Source organism: Stenotrophomonas sp. CS3K5 (genome assembly GCF_059515225.1).
Window position 1 is genome coordinate 332,000 of record NZ_JCAKRX010000002.1, and the last position, 18,413, is coordinate 350,412.

Consider the following 18,413-nt stretch of genomic DNA (forward strand, 5'->3'; position numbering starts at 1 on the left):
GTCAGTACCTCGCCTTGGCCAGCACCCAGGCCGGAATCGGCTTGAGTCCTTTCACAAGGCCCAGCAGCGCCATCACGCGCAGGCCGTACCAGGTCAGGTCCACCTCCCACCAGCGGAACCCCTGGCGCACGGTGCCGGGGAAGAAGTGATGATTGTTGTGCCAGCCTTCGCCAAAGGTCAGCAACGCCAGCCAGAGATTGTTGCGGCTGTCGTCACGGGTTTCGAAACGGCGGCGACCGAAGCGATGTGCCAGTGAATTGATGGTGACGGTGGCATGGAACAGCACCACCGTTGAGATGAAGAAGCCCCACACCAGCAGTTGCGGTCCATCGGTGTGCAATGCCGGCGCCCAGCGCTGCAATGCTTCACCGGCGGCATAGAGGCTGGCCGCGAGCAGCACAGGTACCGCCGTATCGAAGCGGTCCAGCCAACGCAGCTCGGGAAAGACCGCCAGATCCGGTATCCGTGACAGATCGGTCGCGAAGGCGTCACGGGTCAGGAACCACCCCATGTGGCTGCGCCAGAAGCCTCCCTCGCGCGGCGAGTGCGGATCCAACGGCTGGTCGGCATGGCGGTGGTGGTGGCGATGGTGCGCGGCCCACCATAGCGGCCCGCGCTGCACGCTGGCGGCACCGATGGCCGCGAACACGAACTGCACTCCACGCGAGGTCTGGAAGGTACGGTGGGAGAAGTAGCGGTGGTAGAACGCGGTGATGGCAAACATGCGGACCGCGTAGAGTGCCGCGGCGACGATGACCGCCGTCCACGAAATGCCGACCCAGATCACCGCCAGGCAAGCCAGGTGCATCAGCGCGAACGGCACCGCACGCAGCCAGTCGATGCGCCCGCCGCACTCGACTGCAGCGTCGGGCGCACTGCCGGTGTCAAACCACCGTTGCAGTGTGCGCAACAGGCGATGGCGACGACGGGGTAGGGACTCGACAGCGGCCATCATGCGATCCGGGTTGGCGTATGCATCCTCTACGCAGCATCGGCGGGTTTGGATGCAGAACGTGTGGAATTCACTTCTCCGTAACAGCGCAGGTGGCGACCAGCGGCTGTTCCCATGCGTGCCGCCACTGCGCTTCGTCGCGCGGCTCCGGGGCGGTGGCAAAGCGCACCACAACCTGCGGGTAGCGGCCCTGGCCGTCGCGCAGATTGCTGGTGCCGCGGAATTCCAGCAGGCGTCGATCGGCATCGGCATAGGTCAGTGCCAGCCGCGGTGCGACGCTTCCATACCACGCGTCCAGGCCCACCTCGAAGGACTGCGCGGCGATGTTCTTCCAGCGCAGCGCGCCGCGGTGGACAACCTTGACCGGAAAGAAGCGCTGCCGACCTGGCACGAGGAAGGGCATGCGCAGCACCTCACCGCGCATCAACGCCTGCCAATGCAGGCGGATCGCGGCGTCGAACCCGGCATCGACCACCGCGCCCTCGGGTAGCGCGAGCTCGCCCGAGCGCGGCGTGGCGGACTGCGATTCCTTCCATGACACCTGCACCTTGGGGCCATCCACACGCACGCTCGCCTCCTGGCCGCTGCGCCGGTCCTGCAGCTGATAGCCGCGGGCCTGCACCACGTGGCTGGAGGGCAGCCGCTTGCGGGCGAAGGGGGCGCCCTCCGGACACAGATACTGTACCCAGCGTTCGGCACCTTCCTGGGTGCTTTGCATCCAGTGCACCTCACGATAGGCCGGCGTGCCATCGGCGAGGCTGGCCACCCCCTCGGTTCGCAGCATCGGGGCGGACCAGGCCATCTGGGGCAGGCACAGCAGGAGCCAGACAATACGCATGCGCTTGCTTCCGGCGGGGATTGCAGAGCCTACGGCTGGCCCAGGCAGATGGATGCAACGGCGGCCTGCATCCAGTTGCGCCCTTCTGCCGTAGAGGAGGCAAACCTTCACCCGCCCGCTGCGAACGCAGATGTACCCTGACGCCGCCCCCACCTCCCTTGACTTCGACACCGCCCGCATCGTGTCCAGTTCCCAGCAGCCGAGCAACGAGCCGATGAACTGGACAGGCGACATGGACGGTGTCGCGCGCCTGCGCGACCGCGACTGTTTCATGCGCATCTACGACCACTTCATGCCGCGGCTGTGCGTCTACCTGCGTGGCCTGGGCGCACCCGCTGCGGTGGCCGAGGAACTGGCCCAGGAATGCCTGCTGCGGCTGTGGCTGCGTGCGGCCGATTTCGACCCGGCGCAGGGCGCACTGAGTACCTGGCTGTACCGCATCGCGCGCAACCTGCACATCGACCGGGTGCGCCGTGAGCGCGGCTGGATGCAGGTGCAGGCGGCGGTGGAGGAGGCCGCCAGCGCCGATCTGGTGGAGCGCAGCAGTGCAGAACAGTTCGCCGACCAGATGCGGCTTCGCCAGCGCATCAATGAACTGCCTGCCGTACAGGCGCGGCTGGTGCGCATGTCGTACTTCGAAGCCAAGAGCCATGCGGAGATCGCGCAGGCGCTGGGGATGCCGCTGGGTACGGTGAAATCGCACCTGCGGCGCGCATTCCTGCAGTTGCAGGCGAGGATAGGGGGTGGCGCATGAGCCCGCGCCACCACCTGCACGAATCCACTCTGATGAGCTACGCCGCCGGCGCCTTGCCTGCGCCGTTGAGCGTGGTGGCAGGCGTCCATCTTGAGCAATGCCCACACTGCCGGCAGCGGCTGCGTGAGGCCGAAGCCATCGGCGCGGCCCTGCTGGAACAGACCCAGCCGGTGACGCAGGAATCGCGGCATGCGCAGTTGCGCGGCGCCATGCTCGCACAGCTGGACCTGGCCGGCGAGGCCGCCCCAGGCCGCGCGCCTGCGCCCCGGGGCCACGTCGAGCCCGGCGCGGATCCCGATGCCTTGCCGGCATCGCTGCATCCGTATTTCGGCCGCTCGCTGCGCAGCCTGCCATGGCGCTGGATGGCGCCGGGCGTGCACTGCATCCGCGCCGAGCAGATGCCGTCGCTGATCATGCTGAAGATCGCCCCCGGCAAGTGCCTGCCGATGCACAGCCATGGCCGCTCGGAACTGACCCAGATTCTGCAGGGCTCCTACAACGATGCGCTGGGCCTGTTCACCCCGGGCGACATGGCCGATCTGGATGAGGACATCGAGCATCAACCGGTGACGGCTCCTGGTGTGCCCTGCATCTGCGTCTCTGCGCTGGATGCACCGCTGGTGTTCAGTGGCTGGTTGGCGCGGAAGATCCAGCGCTTCGTGAAACTGTAGGCGGGTGGGTGATGGGCGACGCAGGGCGAGTGCGGGTTCTGCTGGTCGGCGCAACAGGCCTGGTCGGGCAGGGCGTGGCGCTTGCGTGCCAGCGCTCTGCCGAGGTCGCTGCGCTGACGGCGCTGGTCAGGCGGCCGGGCGGTCTCAAGGGGGTCGGCAGCGAGCGGGTCGTGGCGGATTTCCTGCGCATCGATGCGCGGGTCGATGATCTGGCGGGGTTCGATGCCTGCTTCTATTGCGCCGGCGCCACGCCGATCGGGACGGGCGAAGATGAGTATCGGAGGGTGACCTTGGACACCACCGTTGCTGTTGCCCGCACTTGGGCCGATGCAAATCCACAGGGTACTTTCCTGTACGTATCCGGTGCCGGTGCCAATCCGCGAAGCCGCTTGATGCCGTTGCGGGTCAAGGGCCAGGCCGAGGAGGCGCTACGCGCACTGCCGGTGCGTACCGTCATGCTGCGTCCCGGAGGCGTGCGGCCCGTGCCAGGAACCGGCACCCGTCATGCTCTGCTGAAGCCCCTGTACTGGGGCGGTGCGCCGTTGATGAAGCTGGCCGGGGCGCTCTCGCCATCGCTGGTCACCAGCAACCTCGCGCTGGGACGGGCGATGATCGCGCTGGCCGGCATGCAACGCCCACCGCAGGCGGTGGAATGCGATGAGATCAACCGGATCGCCGCCGGAAGAGGCGATCCGGCCGGCTGAACTCAGTGCGCCGCGCCGTCCAGTGCCCCCCTGACGGCCTGTGCGAGGTCGCTGCGGGTGAACGGCTTGGGCAGCAGGGCGGCCACGCGCCCCTGGCTGCCAACCGCATCATGGTCGCGCGGGTAGCCTGAAGTGAACAGGACGGCCACCTCCGGCCAGCGCTCACGCACTTCGCGCACAAGCTCCCAGCCTGACATGCCGGGCATGACCACGTCCGAGAACAGCAGGTCCACCCGGGTGTCCGGCCGTTCCAGCAGACGCAGTGCAGACGGCCCGTCATGCGCCTCCAGTACGCGGTAGCCCAGCAGCCGGAGCGCATCCACGGTGTGCGCGCGCACATCGTCGTTGTCCTCTGCCACCAGGATCGTTTCCTCGCGTGGCTCGTAGCCGGCCAGCCCGGGCAGCGCCGGCGCCGGCTCACTGGGAAGCGCCAGCGCCGAGCGCGGGAACATCATGGTGATGCTGGTGCCACCGCCTTCAACCGAGTCGATGAGGACGTGGCCGCCGGACTGCTTGACGAAGCCATGCACCATCGACAGGCCCAGCCCGGTGCCGCGGCCGACCTGTTTGGTGGTGAAGAACGGCTCGAACACGCGGGCCAGCGTATCGGCGTCCATGCCGTGGCCGTTGTCGCGCACCCGCAGCATCACGTATTCGCCGGGCAGTGCATCGGGGAACAGGGCGGCGTAATCGTGGTCGAGGTGGCTGTTGTCGATCTCGATCGTCAGTCGCCCGCCGTGCGGCATCGCGTCGCGGGCGTTGACCGCCAGGTTGAGCACGGAGGCTTCCAGCTGGCTGACATCGATCTCCACGCACCAGATATCGGCCGCTGCGCGGATCTCCAGCTGCACCAGCTCGCCGAGTGCACGTTGCAGCATGTCCTGCATGTCCATCAGGCGATCATTGAGGTTGGCGGCCTGGCTGTGCAGGGGCTGGCGCCGCGCGAATGCAAGCAGCCGCTGGGTGAGGCTGGCGGCGCGGCCAACCCCCTTCAGCGCGTTGTCCAGGGCGCGGCTGACCATGACGCCGGTCTCGCCGGCGCGCTCGCTCAGCAGCATGGCGTGCTCGACGTTGCCGGAGATGACGGTCAGGATGTTGTTGAAATCGTGGGCGATGCCGCCGGTCAGCTGGCCCACAGCCTCGATCTTCTGTGACTGGCGCAGCGCGTGCTCGGCCTGCAGTCGGGCGGTGGTTTCCACCGCCTCGGATACCACGGCGGTGACCGCACCGTCGCCATCGAGCAGCGGGCGCAACGAAAAGTCGAAACTGCGCCGGCCGGTGGGCAGCTCCAGGTCGAGCGAATGCAACGAGCTGCGGCCCTGCGCGGCCTCGGCAACTGCACGGTCCAGCCTGGCGCCGACGTCGTCGGTGGTGGCGAACCACGGCGATTGCCCGAAACGCTGGCCAACCACTTCGTGCTTCTCGGCCAGGACAGAGGCCAGCGAAGCCACGTTGGCATCGACCACATGGCCGTCCAGGTCCAGCAGCACCTGGTGCTGGAAGCTGGATTCGAAGATCGCCTGCAGGCGCCGCTTGCTGCCGCGCAGCTCGGCCGTGCGCGCCTGTACCTGGCGCTCAAGCAGCTGGTTGTCCTCACGCAGTGCAAGTTCGGCCTGTTTCAGGCCCGAGACATCGCTGCCCAGGCAGATATAGCCGACCACGTTGCCATCGGTGCCGCGCTGCGGCACGCAGTCCATCTGCACGAAGCGCGACTGGCCACTGCGATGCACCAGCTCAACCTGGAAGCGGGTGCGCTCACCCAGCAGCACGCGTTCCAGGCTGGGCAGGGCGTGTTCGAACGCGGAAATGCCGCTGACCTCGCGCGCGGTGCGGCCGAGCAGTTCAGCCAGGCTGATGCCGTGCCAGTCCAGGAAACTCTTGTTGGCGAAGCGGTAGCGGTGTTCGTTGTCGAGCTGGGCGATCAGTGCCGGCACCGCGTCGGTGACCTGCTGCAGCTGCGCCTGGCTGTCATCCAGGGCCGCCTGCGCCTGCGCGAGCTGGTTGCGCTCACGGGCTTCCTGCTGGGTACGACGGATCGCATCGGGCAGGCGCTGCAGGCGCTGCTTGACCACGTAATCGCGCGCGCCTCGGGTCAGCGCCTGCACTGCCAGCTCTTCGGTCAGGGTGCCCGAAACGAAGATGAAAGGCGTCTGCGGTACCCGCTCGCGGGCCAGCGCCAAGGCGGCATCACCATCGAAGCCGGGCAATACGTGATCGGCGAGGATCACGTCGAAGCGCCGGCTGTCGAGCGCCTCGATGAAGGCGTTGCGCGTCCACAGCCGCTCGGCCTCGAACTCCAGGCCGGCACGCTGCAGCTGCGCGGAGATCAACTCCGCGTCAAGCGCACTGTCCTCCAGCATGAGGATACGCAGGCGCTCGCTGCGGCGTGATCCATCATGCATTGTGCTGCCCCGAGCCATTGGGACGATGCGGCGGTGGCTGGTTGGTGATGCCCCAGAACATGCCCAGGCCCTGGATGGCGTCGAAGAATTCCTTGAAATCCACCGGCTTGACCACGAAGGCGTTCACGCCCAGTTCGTAACTACGCACGAGATCCTGCTCTTCGCGGGAAGAAGTCAGCATGACGATGGGCGTGCTGCTCAGTTGCGGATCACCGCGGACGTGTTCCAGCACTTCCAGCCCATTGATCTTGGGCAGTTTCAGATCCAGCAGGACCACCACCGGCCCGCCGTGGTTGGCGCCGGCAAACTTACCCTCGCAGCGCAGGTAGTCCAGCGCTTCGGCGCCGTCGCGTACATGGATGACATCGTTCAGCAGCTGACAGCGCGACAGCGCGGCCAGGGTCAGCTCGGCATCCTTGGGGCTGTCCTCGACCAGGAGGATCGGCCGCAGGTCCCTCATGGGTTATCTCCTGTGGAACGGGGTAGGGTGAAGTGGAGGGTGGCGCCCTTGCCGGGCTCGCCTTCGGCCCAGGTGCGCCCGCCATGGCGGCCGATGATGCGGCGTACGTTGGCCAGGCCGATGCCGGTGCCTTCGAATTCCTCGACGTGATGCAGGCGCTGGAACACCCCAAACAACTTGTCGACGTAGCGCATGTCGAAGCCGCAGCCGTTGTCGCGCACAAAGAAGTGGTCTTCCTCGGCCTCACGCACATGGCCGACTTCGATCAGCGTCGAGTCACGCTCGCGAGTGAACTTGATGGCATTGGCCAGCAGGTTCTGCCAGACCAGGCGGATCATCGTCGGGTCGGCCTCGACCTCGGGCAGCGGCGCGATGTGCCATTGTACCTCGCGGCCGGCATAGTCCAGGGCCAGGCTCTGGCGTACATCCTGGACCACTGCGGCCATGTCCAGGCGGACCCGGCCGAGCGTCGAGCGCCCCATCTGCGAGAAGCTCAGCAGGTCATCCACCAGCGTGCCGGCCGACTTGGCCGATTCCACGATGGTGTCCAGGAAGCGGCGCTCGGTATCGTTGAGGCGCTCACCGGCCGAGCTGCCCAGCAGCTCCGAATAGCCCACGATGTGACGGAAGGGGGCGCGCAGGTCGTGGCTGACCGAATAGGAGAAGGCTTCCAGCTCCTTGTTGCTGCGCAACAGCTGCTCGTTGAGCTCAGCCATTTCCTCGGCCTTGCGCAGCACGATGTCGACGATCGCAGTTCGCATCTCGTGCGCGGCGTCGCAGTCGGCATCGCTCCAGGGCAGGCTGCGCTGGTGCACGGTTTCCTTCCACGCATCGAACGAGTTGCGCGGTGACAGCGGCGTGCCAGGTGCAGCGGTCTTGCGCGGGTCTCCGCCCCAACGCACCGTGCGCACCACTTCGGGCCGGAACCACATCAGATAGCTGTCGTGCAGCTGCGAAATGGACACGGCCAGCACGCCACTGGCCACGTCGCTGAGTTCAGCTGCCGGGGCCCAGTCAGCGGCCAGGTGCTCGGTGCAGTAGGTTTCCTGGCCGGCCTGCTGGCTGGCCAGCCATGCGGCCAGCGCCAGCACATCGTTGGCAGCGGGGCACTGTCCCACGCGCAGGCACTGGCCCTTGTGCACGATGGCGGCACCGGCCGCACCGGTCAGCGACAGCAGGCTGGCCTCATCGTGACGCAGCGCCGCCATGAAGTCCTCATCGCCGGCCATGCGTGCGAGCAGCTTGACTAGCACCGAACGGCGCGCCACGCGCTCTTCGATCGCGCGCGCGCGCTCCTTCAGGGCGATCTGCAGTGACAGGATCTGGCCCATGAACTCGCAGGCGGTGCGCACGTGGTACGGCAGGCGCCGCGGCAGCACGGTGTGGCAGGACACCAGCCCCCACAGCTGGCCTTCATGCACCAGCGAGACCGACATCGACGCGCCGGTGCCCATGTTGCGCATGTAGTGCAGGTGTACCGGCGAAACACTGCGCAGCACGGCCAGGCTCAGGTCGGTGGCGGGCGCGTCGCGATGGTGCTCGGCACGCATCAGGGGGGCGGGCGTGTAATTGTTGTCGGCAATCAGGCGTACACGGTTGCGGCGATACAGCTCGCGGGCCTGGGCCGGGATGTCCGACTCGGGGAAGCGCAGGTCCAGATAGGACGGCAGCAGCCCGTTGCCATCCTCAGCCACCACCACGCCGTTCCAGCCGGGATCGAACTGATAGACCAGGGTGCGGTCGAAGCCGGTGAGCCGACGCATGTGCGCTGCGGCCAGCTGGCAGAGATCCTCCACCGTAGCGGCGGATTCAATGTCGGTCATCAGCTGGCGGATGGCGGGGTAGAGCTCCTCCAGCGAACCGGGCTGGCCGGCAACAGGCGCCTCCAGCTCCACCAGCAGGTCGGTGGCCGAGCGGTGGACCAGCAGTTGATGCCGGCCATGTCCATCCAGATGCACGGCACCGACATGCGCGCTGCTGCCGATGGCCGCTTGCTGGAACAACGCCGTGAAGGGGGCGAGCACGCCACCCAGCACTTCATCGATGCGTTGTGTCAGCGGCTCACCATGCTGCTGCAGCAGTGAGGACTGGCTGATCGCGCGCTCGTGCACGCGCAATGATTCCGGATCCACGACCAGCAGTACGCCGTAAGGCTGGATGGCGCCGGGCGTATGGATTGGTTCGCGCGCACAGCTGGTGAGCGGGGAATCGTGCGCGGGTTCGACAGATGACATCAAAGGCGGGGCTCTCGATTGAAAGGTCGCGCGCGGTGGATCTCAAGCGCAGCGTTGTTTGATGGTGAAGCAAAAGTCCCCATTGGCCTACAACTTCCTGCAGGTGGAAGGGCATTTCATTCGAAACTGAATTCTTCATCCACGCAGCGGCGTACGAACTGGAAGGCATCCGAGGCGCCGGCACAGGCCTGCGATTGCCCGGTACTGTCCAGTGCGACCGCATCGAGCCGCTCGCGTGCGCGCCTCCAGTATTCGGCGACGCCCAGTGGTGACGGCGCCAGGTGGCGCGCACCGTAGCGGCCGTGCAGGTCCAGCGCCGCTGCCGCCTTCAGCAGAACGGCGGCACCCAGCGTCGAGCCTTCAGCCACGTAGTGCCAGCCGAGCGCGGCGGCGGGGCTGGCAACGTGCAGCGAGGGTCGCCAGCCATGCGCGGTGGGCGGTCGCGCGCCCAGATCAGCGAGGTCGTGCACTATCAACTGCAGGCGTCCCGCTGCGGCGTCTGCGCTTCGGTCGAGGGAAGCAACCGCCTCGTGGAAGTGCCATTGGACACGCAGAAAGCAAAGATAGCGTTCGCGGGAGGCAAAGATACGCTGCTTCAGCAGGTGCTGGTCCAGGCGATCATGCACGTCGCGGGTATGCGTCTTGAGCACAACACTGAGAAGGGCCGCCAAGGGCGGTTGCGGGGGCGGGGGGGGAGTAGGCATTGCGGGGCACGGTAGCAGAGTCGGCCGTAGAGGCACGTGCAGATTTCGCGGCCAGTGCATGTGCGCTGCACGCCGGCTCGACACCCGCTTTCCTACGCTGAACGCACACCCACCCGCCCTTACGCCCGTGAACCTGCACACCCTGCCATCCAGGCCGTACCGCCTGCTGCCCGACAGCTGCCAGTTTGAACTGCTGGACGTGGATGCGCTGCAGGACCCTGCCGGTGGCCGACTCCTGCATCTGTACTCCGTGGTTGCGCGCTGCCTGAGCTGCGAGACCGTGTTCAAGGCAGAAGAAGGGCAGGGCCTGGTCAGCCATTCCAGCGCACGCGTGGTGCGATGCCCGGGTGGTTGCGGCCAGCAGGCATTCAAGCCGGCGCTGCTGCGTGCCTGGTGCCCGCAGGTCCCGGTACTGGCATGACCCGCCTGCGAGGCGCTCACAGCACTCCGGGGTTGGCGCGCCACACCGCGAGATTGAGTGCCGAGGCAAATGTGATCCAGCCCAGATAGGGCAGCAGCATTACCGCAGCAAGGGCGCGTATGCGCGCGAAGGCGATGAGGGTTGCGACCACCAGCATCACAAGCAGCAGAATGTCGAGGAAGGCGAGCGCCCCCAGCCTCCAGCCGAAGAACAGCCAGCTCCAGAGCGCATTGACGCCGAGCTGCAGAAGATAGAGCGTCAGTGCAGGCCGGGTTGCTGCTGTGCCACGTTCGCGCCAGACCAGCCAGGCGGCAACCGCCATCATGGCGTAGAGCAGGGTCCAGACCGGGCCAAACAGGCTTGCAGGTGGTGCCCAGGCCGGCAGTGCGAGGGTGGCGTAGAAGCTGGCCGCCGAAGTGGACGCCCACGCCCCGAGCGCAGCGGCGGTAAAGGTGATCGTGAACCATCCGAGGGCGCCCAGCGCCTGCGTGCTCCACTTCATTCCGGCCCAGCTCCCCGTTGCACATGCCCCCGTATACGTACTACGGGGGCAAATGGATGCAGTGCCCGTTTGATCAGTCTGAGGTGCCTGCGGCACCGGACTCCTCACTGGCAGGCAGCAGGCCGGGCTGTTGCTCGAACCACTCCCGAGCCTTGGCCAGATGCCAATGGCGCTGGCCGCCGTCCAGTTCAATACCTGCGCCCAGCAGCCCCCAGCGCAGGTAGAGGTCGCCGCGCTTGCGTTGTTCCAGCAGGTCCAGTCGCGCGCGCACCGACAGCCGATCGTTCTCCGCCTGCAGGTTGTCGACCACCAGGTGGCCTGCACGCCAGCGCAGCCTGGCCTGTGCGTCGATCTGGCCGGAATCCAGCAGCGACAAGGTCCAGCGCGGATAATCGGTGCGCTGGGCAAACAGTGCCAGCAGGGGGCGCGCATCACTCAGGGTCAGATCGGTGGTGGCATCCACCTGGAATGGCGACTGTGCATCGATGCGACCGCGCTTGAAGGCAACGCGCCCCTGCCAGGCCGTGTCACGCGGCGTGCCGCTCACCTGCACATTGCGCAGCGCAACGGTGGTGCCGGACAGGTCGAAATGACGCTGGTTGAAGTCGCCGCGGCGAAGTGTTGCATTGACCTCAACGTCGCCGCCCATATCCAGCCCGGCAACCTTGGCCTGTGCCTTTTGCCCCAGAAGACGTGCGCTGCCATGGCCAACGCGGCCGTCGGTATCGAGGGTGGCATCGCCGCTGAGCACGCCGATGCCGCTCAGCAGGCGCACCTGGGGCGAGCGAAGATAGCGGTTATAGGCGGCCAGATCGGGAATGTCGGCCTCGCTGAAGCGCAGACGTGCGCGTACACCCTTGCGCAGTTCCTGCAGGCGTCCATCGCCACTCAGGTCCAGCGCCAGGTCGCGGCCATCGAACAGTCGCACGTCCTTGGCGTCGCTCGGGCGTGCGCTGAAGCGTGGCAGGCGCACCGCGAGCAGCGCCTGGCTGGGTGTGCCGGCCTTCAATTCGCCATGTGCACTGGCCGTGCCGGCAAGACGAACGCCGGCGACCTCGGCCACCGCCTCAGCGGCAGGAATGTCCACCGTACTGCCTTCGATCAGCTCGCCATTGCGCAGGCGCAGATCGGCTTTCAGCGTGCCGCCGCCGTCCAGTTGCAGCCAGGGCTTGCGCACGAACAGGGCAGGGATCCAGTTGAGCGAAGTGAAGGCCCATTCGCCACGCACCGTGCCTGAGCTGCGCTCCAGCAGCTGGGAGGGCTGCTGGAACGGGATCTCGCGGCTGCGGATATGCAGGTCCGCGTCGACTTCGGCGCCCGAGCCCGGTCGTGGCGGCAAGCGCGCCTGCAGGCGCAGATCGTCGGCCACATTCAGCTGGAGCGCGAGCACGCCGCGATCGGGCGCACCGTCGCCCATCTGCAAGGGCACATGCCAGAGCGCATGGTCACCGGGCTGGAGTTGCCCGTTCGCAAGATGCAACTCGGCGCGCAGCCGGCCGGCCACGGGCGAGCTGGCAATCTTCGGCCGCAGCGCCTCGGTATCCATGCGCAGGCCCTGGCTGCGGGCATCGACGCTCAGCGCGGCGCGCAGCAGCTTCAGTTTGGCCAGGCCCGGCGCCTGGTCCCGATAGTGGCGCGGATAGCTGAAGCGCGCGGTCAGGTTCATGTCGCCCAGCAGTTGCACGCCATCGAAGCTGGTGTCGGCTTCCTTGAAGGTGACGGTGGAGTCGAGCAGTTCCGACGGGCCACCGCGCAGCTGCTTGACGAAACCGACCGTGCCCTGGCCCCGGCCGATGATCAGCAGTTTGCCAAAGCGGGCGCTGCGGATGCTGTCGCTGTGGATCGCGTCGAAGCGCAGCGTCCAGCCCTGGTCGCTGCGGGGAGGGGGAGGGATGGCGTCCTCGACCCGGCTGATCTCGGCTGAAACGCCGGTGGCCTGCAGCCGTGGCACCCGTACCTGGCGTTGGAACAGCGGCAGCACGGCCAGCCGGGCGCTGGCGCGCTCGGCGTGCAGCACGTACACCGTATGGTTCACATGCCCGCGCATATGCACGTTCCAGGCAATGACATGCCCGGGCAGCACAGTCATGGCCGGGCCCGTGGTCATCACGAACTTGTGGGGCTTGCGGTTGGTGACCTGATCGAACAGCGGTGTATTGAGAAACAGGTTGCCGGCCAGCAGATAGACGGCATAGACCACCAGCAGTGCGCGCAGCGCCACGCGTATCGGTCGGGGCCAGTGCCGGTAGCGCATCAGGATCAGGGTTTCACCTTCCAGGGCGGGAGAACGCCACTATTGCCGAGCCCGTGGCGGCGGGGCGTGAACGTCGGCGTGACCCGTCACGTAGACAGACGGCCACGGCGGACACGGCGAGCGTATCCGCCGCGGTGGCGCCGCTACTTCGGCATCAGCACCGAATCAATCACGTGGATCACGCCGTTGGACTGGGCGACGTCGGCAATGCTGACCGCGGCCTTTCCGCCCTTGGCATCGACAAGCCACAGCTTTCCGTCGTGCAGCGCAACGGTCAGAGGCTCGCCTTCGACGGTTTTCAGGGTGGCCTTGCCGCCATGCTTCCGGACATCGGCCATCAACTGCATGGCGCTGTAATTGCCGGGCACCACGTGGTAAGTGAGGATCCGGGTGAGCTGGGCCTTGTTTTCAGGCTTCACCAGCGCATCCACCGTACCGGGCGGCAGCTTGTCGAAGGCCGCATTGGTGGGTGCGAAAACGGTGAAGGGGCCTGCACCATTCAGGGTGTCGACCAGGCCGGCGGCCTTCACGGCGGCCACCAGGGTGGTGTGGTCCTTGGAATTGATCGCATTGGCGACGATGGTGCGGGTCGGATACATCTCCGCACCACCGACCATGACCGGGCCGGCCGCAAAGCTGACCGTCGCGGCGGAAGCAAATACGGCGAAACCTGCAGCAGTGGCAATACGCTGGAGAACGTTCACGGTACGTCCCTCGATTGGGCGCCCGCCAGATGCGGGCACCTAAGCTACGTTGCCGGGCCGCAGATGGATGCAGCGCTTTGGGTGAGGGCTCAAGAATGTCGGCCTGCGGCCGCTAGCGGGAACGACCACAGGCGATGGAGTATCAATGGAATCGGCACATGCTCACGGAGACGTGCATGGGAAGGCGCAGGGGGCCGCGAAGGACTATCCCCATTACCTGAATACAACAACGCAGTCCGAAGAGCGGGTCTACCTGCGCGTCAACCTGACCCTGTTGCGCAACGCACTGCGCGGTAACTCGCTTTGGGCGGACACGGCCTTCCAGCGCGATGACGAAACCTTCAAGGCGTGGAAGTACGACGGCGCCATGGCGACGATCCTTGAGGGCGCGCCGATCTACACCCCATGGTTGGGCAGCGAGCACGGACGGGTCCGCATCGTCGATGGACGGCACCGGTTGTATGCGCTCATCGATCTGGGCTACTCGCACGTGCGGATCGTAACCGACCCCTGGCATGCCCCAGTCCTGGGCGCACTGGTCGATCCGGTCGACAGTGCAAAGGACCACAACGCGCACCCGTAGCGTCCGCCAGGCCATCGCTGTGCGAGGCGGCTGCAGGCCATCGGCAAACGCTATAATCGCCTGATTCATCAATGCGAACGGATTCCCAGGGGGAAGCATGAAGAACGGAATTCTCGGTGGATCGCTGCTGCTGGTCGCAGCGCTGGCCACACCTTTTACCAGCTCCGCGCAGAGCGGCTCGCTCAAGAGCCAGGCCAAGGCGGCAGCCAAGGAGCTGCGCAGGGTGGGAGAGCCGATGGATCGCTGCAATCTGGCGGCCACCACCAATGACACGGCGGTAGTCACCAGTGTTTCCGGCGGCAACGTACTGCAGCCGGGCGACCGCCTGCTTGCCCTCAACGGCCAGGATGTAGCCGGCAGATCCAAGGATGCAGTGGGTGTCGTGCTCAGGGGCATCGGGCCCGACCTGACCGTACCGGTGGTGGTGGAACGCGCCGGCACCCGCACGGAGCTGTCGCTGCCGTGCGGCAATGCCCGTTCGCGCATGGAGGCGGTGCTGAGCGGCCTGGATGCCGCCGCGAGCGGCAATTACCAGGTGTGCGCCGATACGCTCAGTGCGCGCAGGGATCTGGGTGGCAGCATGGCCGTGCTGGCGGCGCAGTGTGGCGAAGCCGCCAAGGGCATCGACCCGTCGCGGCAGGCCGGACTGATCCACGAAGCGCTGAAGCAGCGAATCGCCGAGGCCCAGTGGGAGCCGGACGCGCGCAGCAACATGATCGACGTCATGCGCAAGCAGCGGGTGCAGATCGAGAAGTACCTGGGCCAGGACCGTTACGCGGAACTGGTGGCAGCAACCGAGCGCTGGCCGGGGGCGGAAACGCTCTACAAGCGCACCGAGATCGACCAGAGCCAGTTCCGCCGCATCGCCCAGGAAGCGGTGCGTGGCCGCCTGTTCGACCCGGAATCGGCCCGCATCGACATGCCCTACGGTTTTCTGCGCGGCAGCTGGAGGCCGCTGCTGCAGAAGGCCGTGGATGGTTACTGGACCTGCGGCACGGTGAACGCCAAGAACCGCATGGGCGGCTACGTCGGAACCAATGCGTTTGTCGTGGTTCTGGGTGAAGAGGGCCAGGTGAAGTATCTGGAGATGGGCAACAGCCGCGAACTGGACCTGGTGGGCACGGCGTGCGCCAAGGCCGTGGCTTCCCTGCCGCCGGCACCGGCGGAAACCGTGGCGCGCGCAGGTGGCGCGGGCAGCGGCAGCGCGGGCTCGCTTGCCGATGAACTGAAGCAGTTGGCCGAGCTGAAGGCCAACGGCGCGCTCACCGAGGCCGAGTTCGAAGCCGCCAAGCAGCGCGTGCTGTCCAACGGCAAGACCCCATGAATGGCCGCCGGTTCGCGCAGGAGACGCCGCCCGGCTGAACGCCGGGCGCCTCCTGCCGGACTGGCGATGCAGTTTCGGAATAGTTCGATGTTCATCGGGCCTTTGGCCCGTTAGCGTTGCGGTGGATCACCCCCTTACAGGATTCCGCCATGCGCTATCTGGTCGTACTCGACCCGCAATCCACCACCAGCAAGTGTTACGCCAGCAAAGGGCCCGATGGCACCTGGTTTGGCCAGCCGTGCGTGGTGTGCTCCGAGCTTGATGCCTCGCACCCCACCTACCTGTTCGCGGTGCGCTCGTTCATGCATGGCGCCAATGTCATCAAGCAGCGGATCCACTTTCCGCATGAGGCGGTCGCATTCGTCATCGAGGACGAGCACGAAACCGGCACCCACATCGGTTTCCGCCAGGTGGCCTGACGCACCGGCCAATCCACCCGCCACCGCGCAGCCGGCCTCAGCCGAGGCTACCCACCGCAGGATCATGCAGGCAACGCAGCCTTTTCTTGTTGATCTTGCCGACGCTGGTGCGCTCCAGTGAGGCCACGAACTGCACGCGTTCGGGAATCGCGTAGCGCGAGATGTCGCCGGCGCGGCTGCGCGCCGCCACCTGCTCGATGATCTCGGCCTCGCTCACCTCGCTTCCGGCGTGGGTGACCACCAGCGGCAGCGGGCGCTCGCCCCATTTCGTGTCGGCAATGCCGATCACCGCCACTTCGCTCACCGCCGGATGCAGCGCGATGATGTCCTCCAGCGCGAGCGAGGAGATCCATTCGCCGCCGGTCTTGATCACATCCTTGATGCGGTCGGTGACCCGCAGGTAGCCACCGCCATCGATGTTGCCGATGTCTCCAGTATGCAGATAGCCGCCTTCCCACAGCGCGGCCGAAGCGTCCGGGTTGTGCAGATAGCCCTGGGTCAGCCAGGGTGCACGAACCACCACTTCGCCGGTGGCGATGCCGTCGTGGGCGACATCGCGCAGGTCGGCATCGACGATGCGCAGGTCGACCAGCGGCACCGGAATGCCCGCCTTGGTGCGCAGCGACAGCGCCTCCTCCGGCCCGCCAGTGGCGTCGATGTCGATCTGGGCCAGGGTCAGCAGCGGGCAGGTCTCGGACATGCCATAGCCGCCGAAGATGTCGATGCCGCGCGCCAACGCCCGTTGAGCCAGCGAACGCGGCAGGGCGGCGCCGCCGATGATCACTTTCCAGCGGCTCAGGTCGGTATCCGCTGCGGCGGGATGCTCCAGCAGCATATGCAGGATGGTCGGAACGCAGTGCGAGAAGGTCACCTTTTCGCGCGCGATCAGTGCCAGCAGCATGCCCGGCAGGTAGCGCCCCGGGTAGACCTGCTTGATGCCCAGCAGCGTGGCCACATAGGGCACGCCCCACGCGTGTACATGGAACATCGGTGTGATCGGCATGTAGACATCATCCCGGTGCAGCCGGCCCTGGCTGGCGGCACTGCCCAGTGCGGCCATCGCCGCCAGCGAATGCAGCACCAGCTGCCGATGGCTGAAATAGACCCCTTTGGGCAGGCCGGTGGTTCCGGTCGTATAGAACGTGGTCGCACGGGTGTTCTCGTCGAACTCCGGAAAATCCGTGACGGGCGTAGCCTGGCGCAGGCCCGCCTCGTACTCGGCGGCGAAACCGGTCGGCAACGGGCCGTCGTCATCCTGCAGCAGCACGCGCGTGCGGATGTCCGGCAGCTGCCCGTGGAGGCTGTCCAGCAAGGGCAGGAACTCGCGATGGACCAGCAGCACCCGCGCGCCGCTGTGGTTGAGCGTATAGGCCATCTGTTCCGGGGCCAGGCGGATGTTCACCATCATCAGCACCGCGCCGAGCATGGGCACGGCGAAGTAGCTTTCCAGATAGCGGTTGCTGTCCCAGTCCATCACGGCCACGGTATCGCCCTGTCGCACGCCCAGCGCGGTCAGCATCCCGGCCAGCCGGCCGATGCGCTCCTGCAACGTGCGGTAATCGAAGCGGACATGGTCGCCGCATACGATCTCCTGCTGGGGACTCACCGCCAGTGGCGTCAGCAGCAGCTGCTTGATCAGCAGGGGATAGGCATGTGCGGTGTGATCAGTGGTGGATGGCATGGCGCTTCCTTGTGGGAACCCGGCCTGCGGCCGGCGTGTGTCTGCCCACACTAGCCCTGCCAGCGGTGCGCGCCAGCGTACCTAGGTCCCCGTGCCTGCCTACCAACCTTTTTGCTACGCTCGCCAGGACATGCCCACCCTGCTCATCGCCGATGACCACCCGCTGTTCCGCGCGGCCCTGCACCGCGCGGCGGAGGAAGCCGTTGCCGACCTGCAGATCAGCGAAGCCGCATCACTCGATGGCGTGCTGGAGATCGTCGAACGCCAGTCGATCGATCTGCTCCTGCTCGACCTGCACATGCCCGGCAATCACGGCTTGGCCGGATTGGCCACGCTGCGCGCCCTGCAACCCGGCCTGGCCGTCATCATCGTCTCGGCCAATGAAGAGCCGCAGGTCATCCGACGCGCCCTCGATCTCGGCGCGGCCGCGTATCTGCCCAAGAGCTCGGGCCTGACCGAACTCCACTCCGCACTGTGCTCGGTGCTGGAAGGCGAACGCTGGGTTCCGGCGTTGCTGCGCGAGCCGGTGGCACGCGTGGCGCCCTTCAGCAAGGACGCCGACCTGGCCGCGCGCCTGGCCAGCCTGTCCGCGCATCAGTACCGGGTACTGGGCCTGGTCGCCGAAGGCCTGCTCAACAAGCAGATCGCCGATCGGCTGGGCGTGCAGCTGCGCACGGTCAAGGCGCACATGACCCGCATCATGGAGCGGTTGGGCGTGCGCAACCGCGCACAGGCCATTCGCGTGCTGCATGAAATGGGCCTCGCCGATCCGTCGCGGCAGATCGAAGCAGCGCCGGACCGTTGAC

The 18,413-nt window shown here is 66.7% G+C and carries 18 protein-coding genes; 8 read left to right on the forward strand and 10 right to left on the reverse strand.

The genetic code is table 11. The features are described 5' to 3' along the window. Position 1: 1 nt before the first annotated feature. Both AC5YGJ_RS04100 and AC5YGJ_RS04105 read right to left on the reverse strand, forming a co-directional pair. Positions 2–952, reverse strand: a complete 951-nt coding sequence (locus tag AC5YGJ_RS04100) for an acyl-CoA desaturase (protein ID WP_496185810.1) — start codon at positions 950–952, stop codon at positions 2–4. Positions 953–1,022: 70 nt separating this feature from the next. Further along, positions 1,023–2,024 carry a hypothetical protein gene (locus AC5YGJ_RS04105; RefSeq protein ID WP_496185951.1) on the reverse strand — a complete coding sequence of 334 codons (1,002 nt, stop codon included), beginning with the start codon at positions 2,022–2,024 and terminating at the stop codon, positions 1,023–1,025. On the opposite strand from AC5YGJ_RS04105, the gene AC5YGJ_RS04110 reads away from it, so the two are divergent. Genes AC5YGJ_RS04110 through AC5YGJ_RS04120 form a run of 3 tightly spaced genes read left to right on the forward strand, consistent with a single transcriptional unit; the run spans position 1,921 to position 3,919 of the window. Continuing rightward, positions 1,921–2,544 (forward strand): sigma-70 family RNA polymerase sigma factor, encoded by a 624-nt coding sequence (locus AC5YGJ_RS04110; RefSeq protein WP_496185811.1) that lies wholly within the window; start codon positions 1,921–1,923, stop codon positions 2,542–2,544. The two genes, AC5YGJ_RS04105 and AC5YGJ_RS04110, sit on opposite strands and share 104 nt — an antisense overlap. Further along, positions 2,541–3,215 carry a ChrR family anti-sigma-E factor gene (locus AC5YGJ_RS04115; RefSeq protein WP_496185812.1) on the forward strand — a complete coding sequence of 225 codons (675 nt, stop codon included), beginning with the start codon at positions 2,541–2,543 and terminating at the stop codon, positions 3,213–3,215. The genes AC5YGJ_RS04110 and AC5YGJ_RS04115 overlap by 4 nt, the downstream gene beginning before the upstream one ends. Before the next feature lie 11 nt (positions 3,216–3,226). Next, entirely contained in the window at positions 3,227–3,919 is a 693-nt protein-coding gene (locus AC5YGJ_RS04120) for an NAD(P)H-binding protein (protein ID WP_249843969.1), read from the forward strand. A gap of 2 nt (positions 3,920–3,921) precedes the next feature. Here the strand turns inward: AC5YGJ_RS04120 and AC5YGJ_RS04125 are convergent, their stop codons facing one another. The 4 genes from AC5YGJ_RS04125 to AC5YGJ_RS04140 form a co-directional block, all read right to left on the reverse strand. After that, positions 3,922–6,321, reverse strand: a complete 2,400-nt coding sequence (locus AC5YGJ_RS04125) for a PAS domain-containing hybrid sensor histidine kinase/response regulator (RefSeq protein ID WP_496185813.1) — start codon at positions 6,319–6,321, stop codon at positions 3,922–3,924. Next, a complete protein-coding gene (locus AC5YGJ_RS04130; RefSeq protein ID WP_496185814.1) occupies positions 6,314–6,781 on the reverse strand; it encodes a response regulator in 468 nt (155 codons plus the stop codon). The genes AC5YGJ_RS04125 and AC5YGJ_RS04130 overlap by 8 nt, the downstream gene beginning before the upstream one ends. Beyond that, positions 6,778–9,015, reverse strand: coding sequence for an ATP-binding protein (locus AC5YGJ_RS04135; RefSeq protein WP_496185815.1), 2,238 nt, complete (start codon positions 9,013–9,015; stop codon positions 6,778–6,780). Before AC5YGJ_RS04135 ends, AC5YGJ_RS04130 begins: the two co-directional genes overlap by 4 nt. Before the next feature lie 116 nt (positions 9,016–9,131). Next, positions 9,132–9,779: a biliverdin-producing heme oxygenase gene (locus AC5YGJ_RS04140; protein ID WP_496185942.1), complete on the reverse strand. Its 648-nt coding sequence runs from the start codon at positions 9,777–9,779 to the stop codon at positions 9,132–9,134. A 67-nt stretch (positions 9,780–9,846) separates the two neighbouring features. Here AC5YGJ_RS04140 and AC5YGJ_RS04145 point away from each other — a divergent pair, with 67 nt between their 5' ends. Then, a complete protein-coding gene (locus tag AC5YGJ_RS04145; RefSeq protein WP_249843975.1) occupies positions 9,847–10,140 on the forward strand; it encodes a hypothetical protein in 294 nt (97 codons plus the stop codon). Between the two features lie 16 nt (positions 10,141–10,156). Here AC5YGJ_RS04145 and AC5YGJ_RS04150 read toward each other — a convergent pair whose 3' ends face one another. From AC5YGJ_RS04150 to AC5YGJ_RS04160, 3 genes are all read right to left on the reverse strand, one after another. Next, positions 10,157–10,642: a TspO/MBR family protein gene (locus AC5YGJ_RS04150; protein WP_496185816.1), complete on the reverse strand. Its 486-nt coding sequence runs from the start codon at positions 10,640–10,642 to the stop codon at positions 10,157–10,159. Positions 10,643–10,715: 73 nt separating this feature from the next. Next, complete coding sequence (locus tag AC5YGJ_RS04155) at positions 10,716–12,896, reverse strand: AsmA family protein (RefSeq protein WP_249843977.1); 2,181 nt, start codon at positions 12,894–12,896, stop codon at positions 10,716–10,718. 143 nt (positions 12,897–13,039) lie between these two features. After that, the gene (locus tag AC5YGJ_RS04160) at positions 13,040–13,600 is read right to left on the reverse strand and encodes a fasciclin domain-containing protein (RefSeq protein WP_496185817.1); all 561 of its coding nucleotides are present in this window, start codon (positions 13,598–13,600) and stop codon (positions 13,040–13,042) included. Between the two features lie 145 nt (positions 13,601–13,745). On the opposite strand from AC5YGJ_RS04160, the gene AC5YGJ_RS04165 reads away from it, so the two are divergent. From AC5YGJ_RS04165 to AC5YGJ_RS04175, 3 genes are all read left to right on the forward strand, one after another. Next, positions 13,746–14,183 carry a hypothetical protein gene (locus AC5YGJ_RS04165; protein ID WP_309340798.1) on the forward strand — a complete coding sequence of 146 codons (438 nt, stop codon included), beginning with the start codon at positions 13,746–13,748 and terminating at the stop codon, positions 14,181–14,183. A 97-nt stretch (positions 14,184–14,280) separates the two neighbouring features. Further along, complete coding sequence (locus tag AC5YGJ_RS04170) at positions 14,281–15,507, forward strand: SHOCT domain-containing protein (protein ID WP_496185818.1); 1,227 nt, start codon at positions 14,281–14,283, stop codon at positions 15,505–15,507. Positions 15,508–15,656: 149 nt separating this feature from the next. Further along, complete coding sequence (locus AC5YGJ_RS04175) at positions 15,657–15,926, forward strand: hypothetical protein (RefSeq protein ID WP_496185819.1); 270 nt, start codon at positions 15,657–15,659, stop codon at positions 15,924–15,926. A gap of 37 nt (positions 15,927–15,963) precedes the next feature. Here AC5YGJ_RS04175 and AC5YGJ_RS04180 read toward each other — a convergent pair whose 3' ends face one another. Next, entirely contained in the window at positions 15,964–17,607 is a 1,644-nt protein-coding gene (locus tag AC5YGJ_RS04180) for a fatty acid--CoA ligase (protein ID WP_496185820.1), read from the reverse strand. Positions 17,608–17,737: 130 nt separating this feature from the next. Here AC5YGJ_RS04180 and AC5YGJ_RS04185 point away from each other — a divergent pair, with 130 nt between their 5' ends. Continuing rightward, entirely contained in the window at positions 17,738–18,412 is a 675-nt protein-coding gene (locus tag AC5YGJ_RS04185) for a response regulator transcription factor (protein ID WP_496185821.1), read from the forward strand. The last annotated feature ends 1 nt before the right edge of the window (position 18,413 follow it).

Coding starts and splice junctions, on each gene's coding strand:
- AC5YGJ_RS04100 (WP_496185810.1), bottom strand. CDS start 952: ATGGCCGCTGTCGAGTCCCTACCCCGTCGTCGCCATCGCCTGTTGCGC.
- AC5YGJ_RS04110 (WP_496185811.1), top strand. CDS start 1,921: ATGTACCCTGACGCCGCCCCCACCTCCCTTGACTTCGACACCGCCCGC.
- AC5YGJ_RS04105 (WP_496185951.1), bottom strand. CDS start 2,024: ATGTCGCCTGTCCAGTTCATCGGCTCGTTGCTCGGCTGCTGGGAACTG.
- AC5YGJ_RS04115 (WP_496185812.1), top strand. CDS start 2,541: ATGAGCCCGCGCCACCACCTGCACGAATCCACTCTGATGAGCTACGCC.
- AC5YGJ_RS04120 (WP_249843969.1), top strand. CDS start 3,227: ATGGGCGACGCAGGGCGAGTGCGGGTTCTGCTGGTCGGCGCAACAGGC.
- AC5YGJ_RS04125 (WP_496185813.1), bottom strand. CDS start 6,321: ATGCATGATGGATCACGCCGCAGCGAGCGCCTGCGTATCCTCATGCTG.
- AC5YGJ_RS04130 (WP_496185814.1), bottom strand. CDS start 6,781: ATGAGGGACCTGCGGCCGATCCTCCTGGTCGAGGACAGCCCCAAGGAT.
- AC5YGJ_RS04135 (WP_496185815.1), bottom strand. CDS start 9,015: ATGTCATCTGTCGAACCCGCGCACGATTCCCCGCTCACCAGCTGTGCG.
- AC5YGJ_RS04140 (WP_496185942.1), bottom strand. CDS start 9,779: ATGCACTGGCCGCGAAATCTGCACGTGCCTCTACGGCCGACTCTGCTA.
- AC5YGJ_RS04150 (WP_496185816.1), bottom strand. CDS start 10,642: ATGAAGTGGAGCACGCAGGCGCTGGGCGCCCTCGGATGGTTCACGATC.
- AC5YGJ_RS04155 (WP_249843977.1), bottom strand. CDS start 12,896: ATGCGCTACCGGCACTGGCCCCGACCGATACGCGTGGCGCTGCGCGCA.
- AC5YGJ_RS04165 (WP_309340798.1), top strand. CDS start 13,746: ATGGAATCGGCACATGCTCACGGAGACGTGCATGGGAAGGCGCAGGGG.
- AC5YGJ_RS04170 (WP_496185818.1), top strand. CDS start 14,281: ATGAAGAACGGAATTCTCGGTGGATCGCTGCTGCTGGTCGCAGCGCTG.
- AC5YGJ_RS04175 (WP_496185819.1), top strand. CDS start 15,657: ATGCGCTATCTGGTCGTACTCGACCCGCAATCCACCACCAGCAAGTGT.
- AC5YGJ_RS04180 (WP_496185820.1), bottom strand. CDS start 17,607: ATGCCATCCACCACTGATCACACCGCACATGCCTATCCCCTGCTGATC.
- AC5YGJ_RS04185 (WP_496185821.1), top strand. CDS start 17,738: ATGCCCACCCTGCTCATCGCCGATGACCACCCGCTGTTCCGCGCGGCC.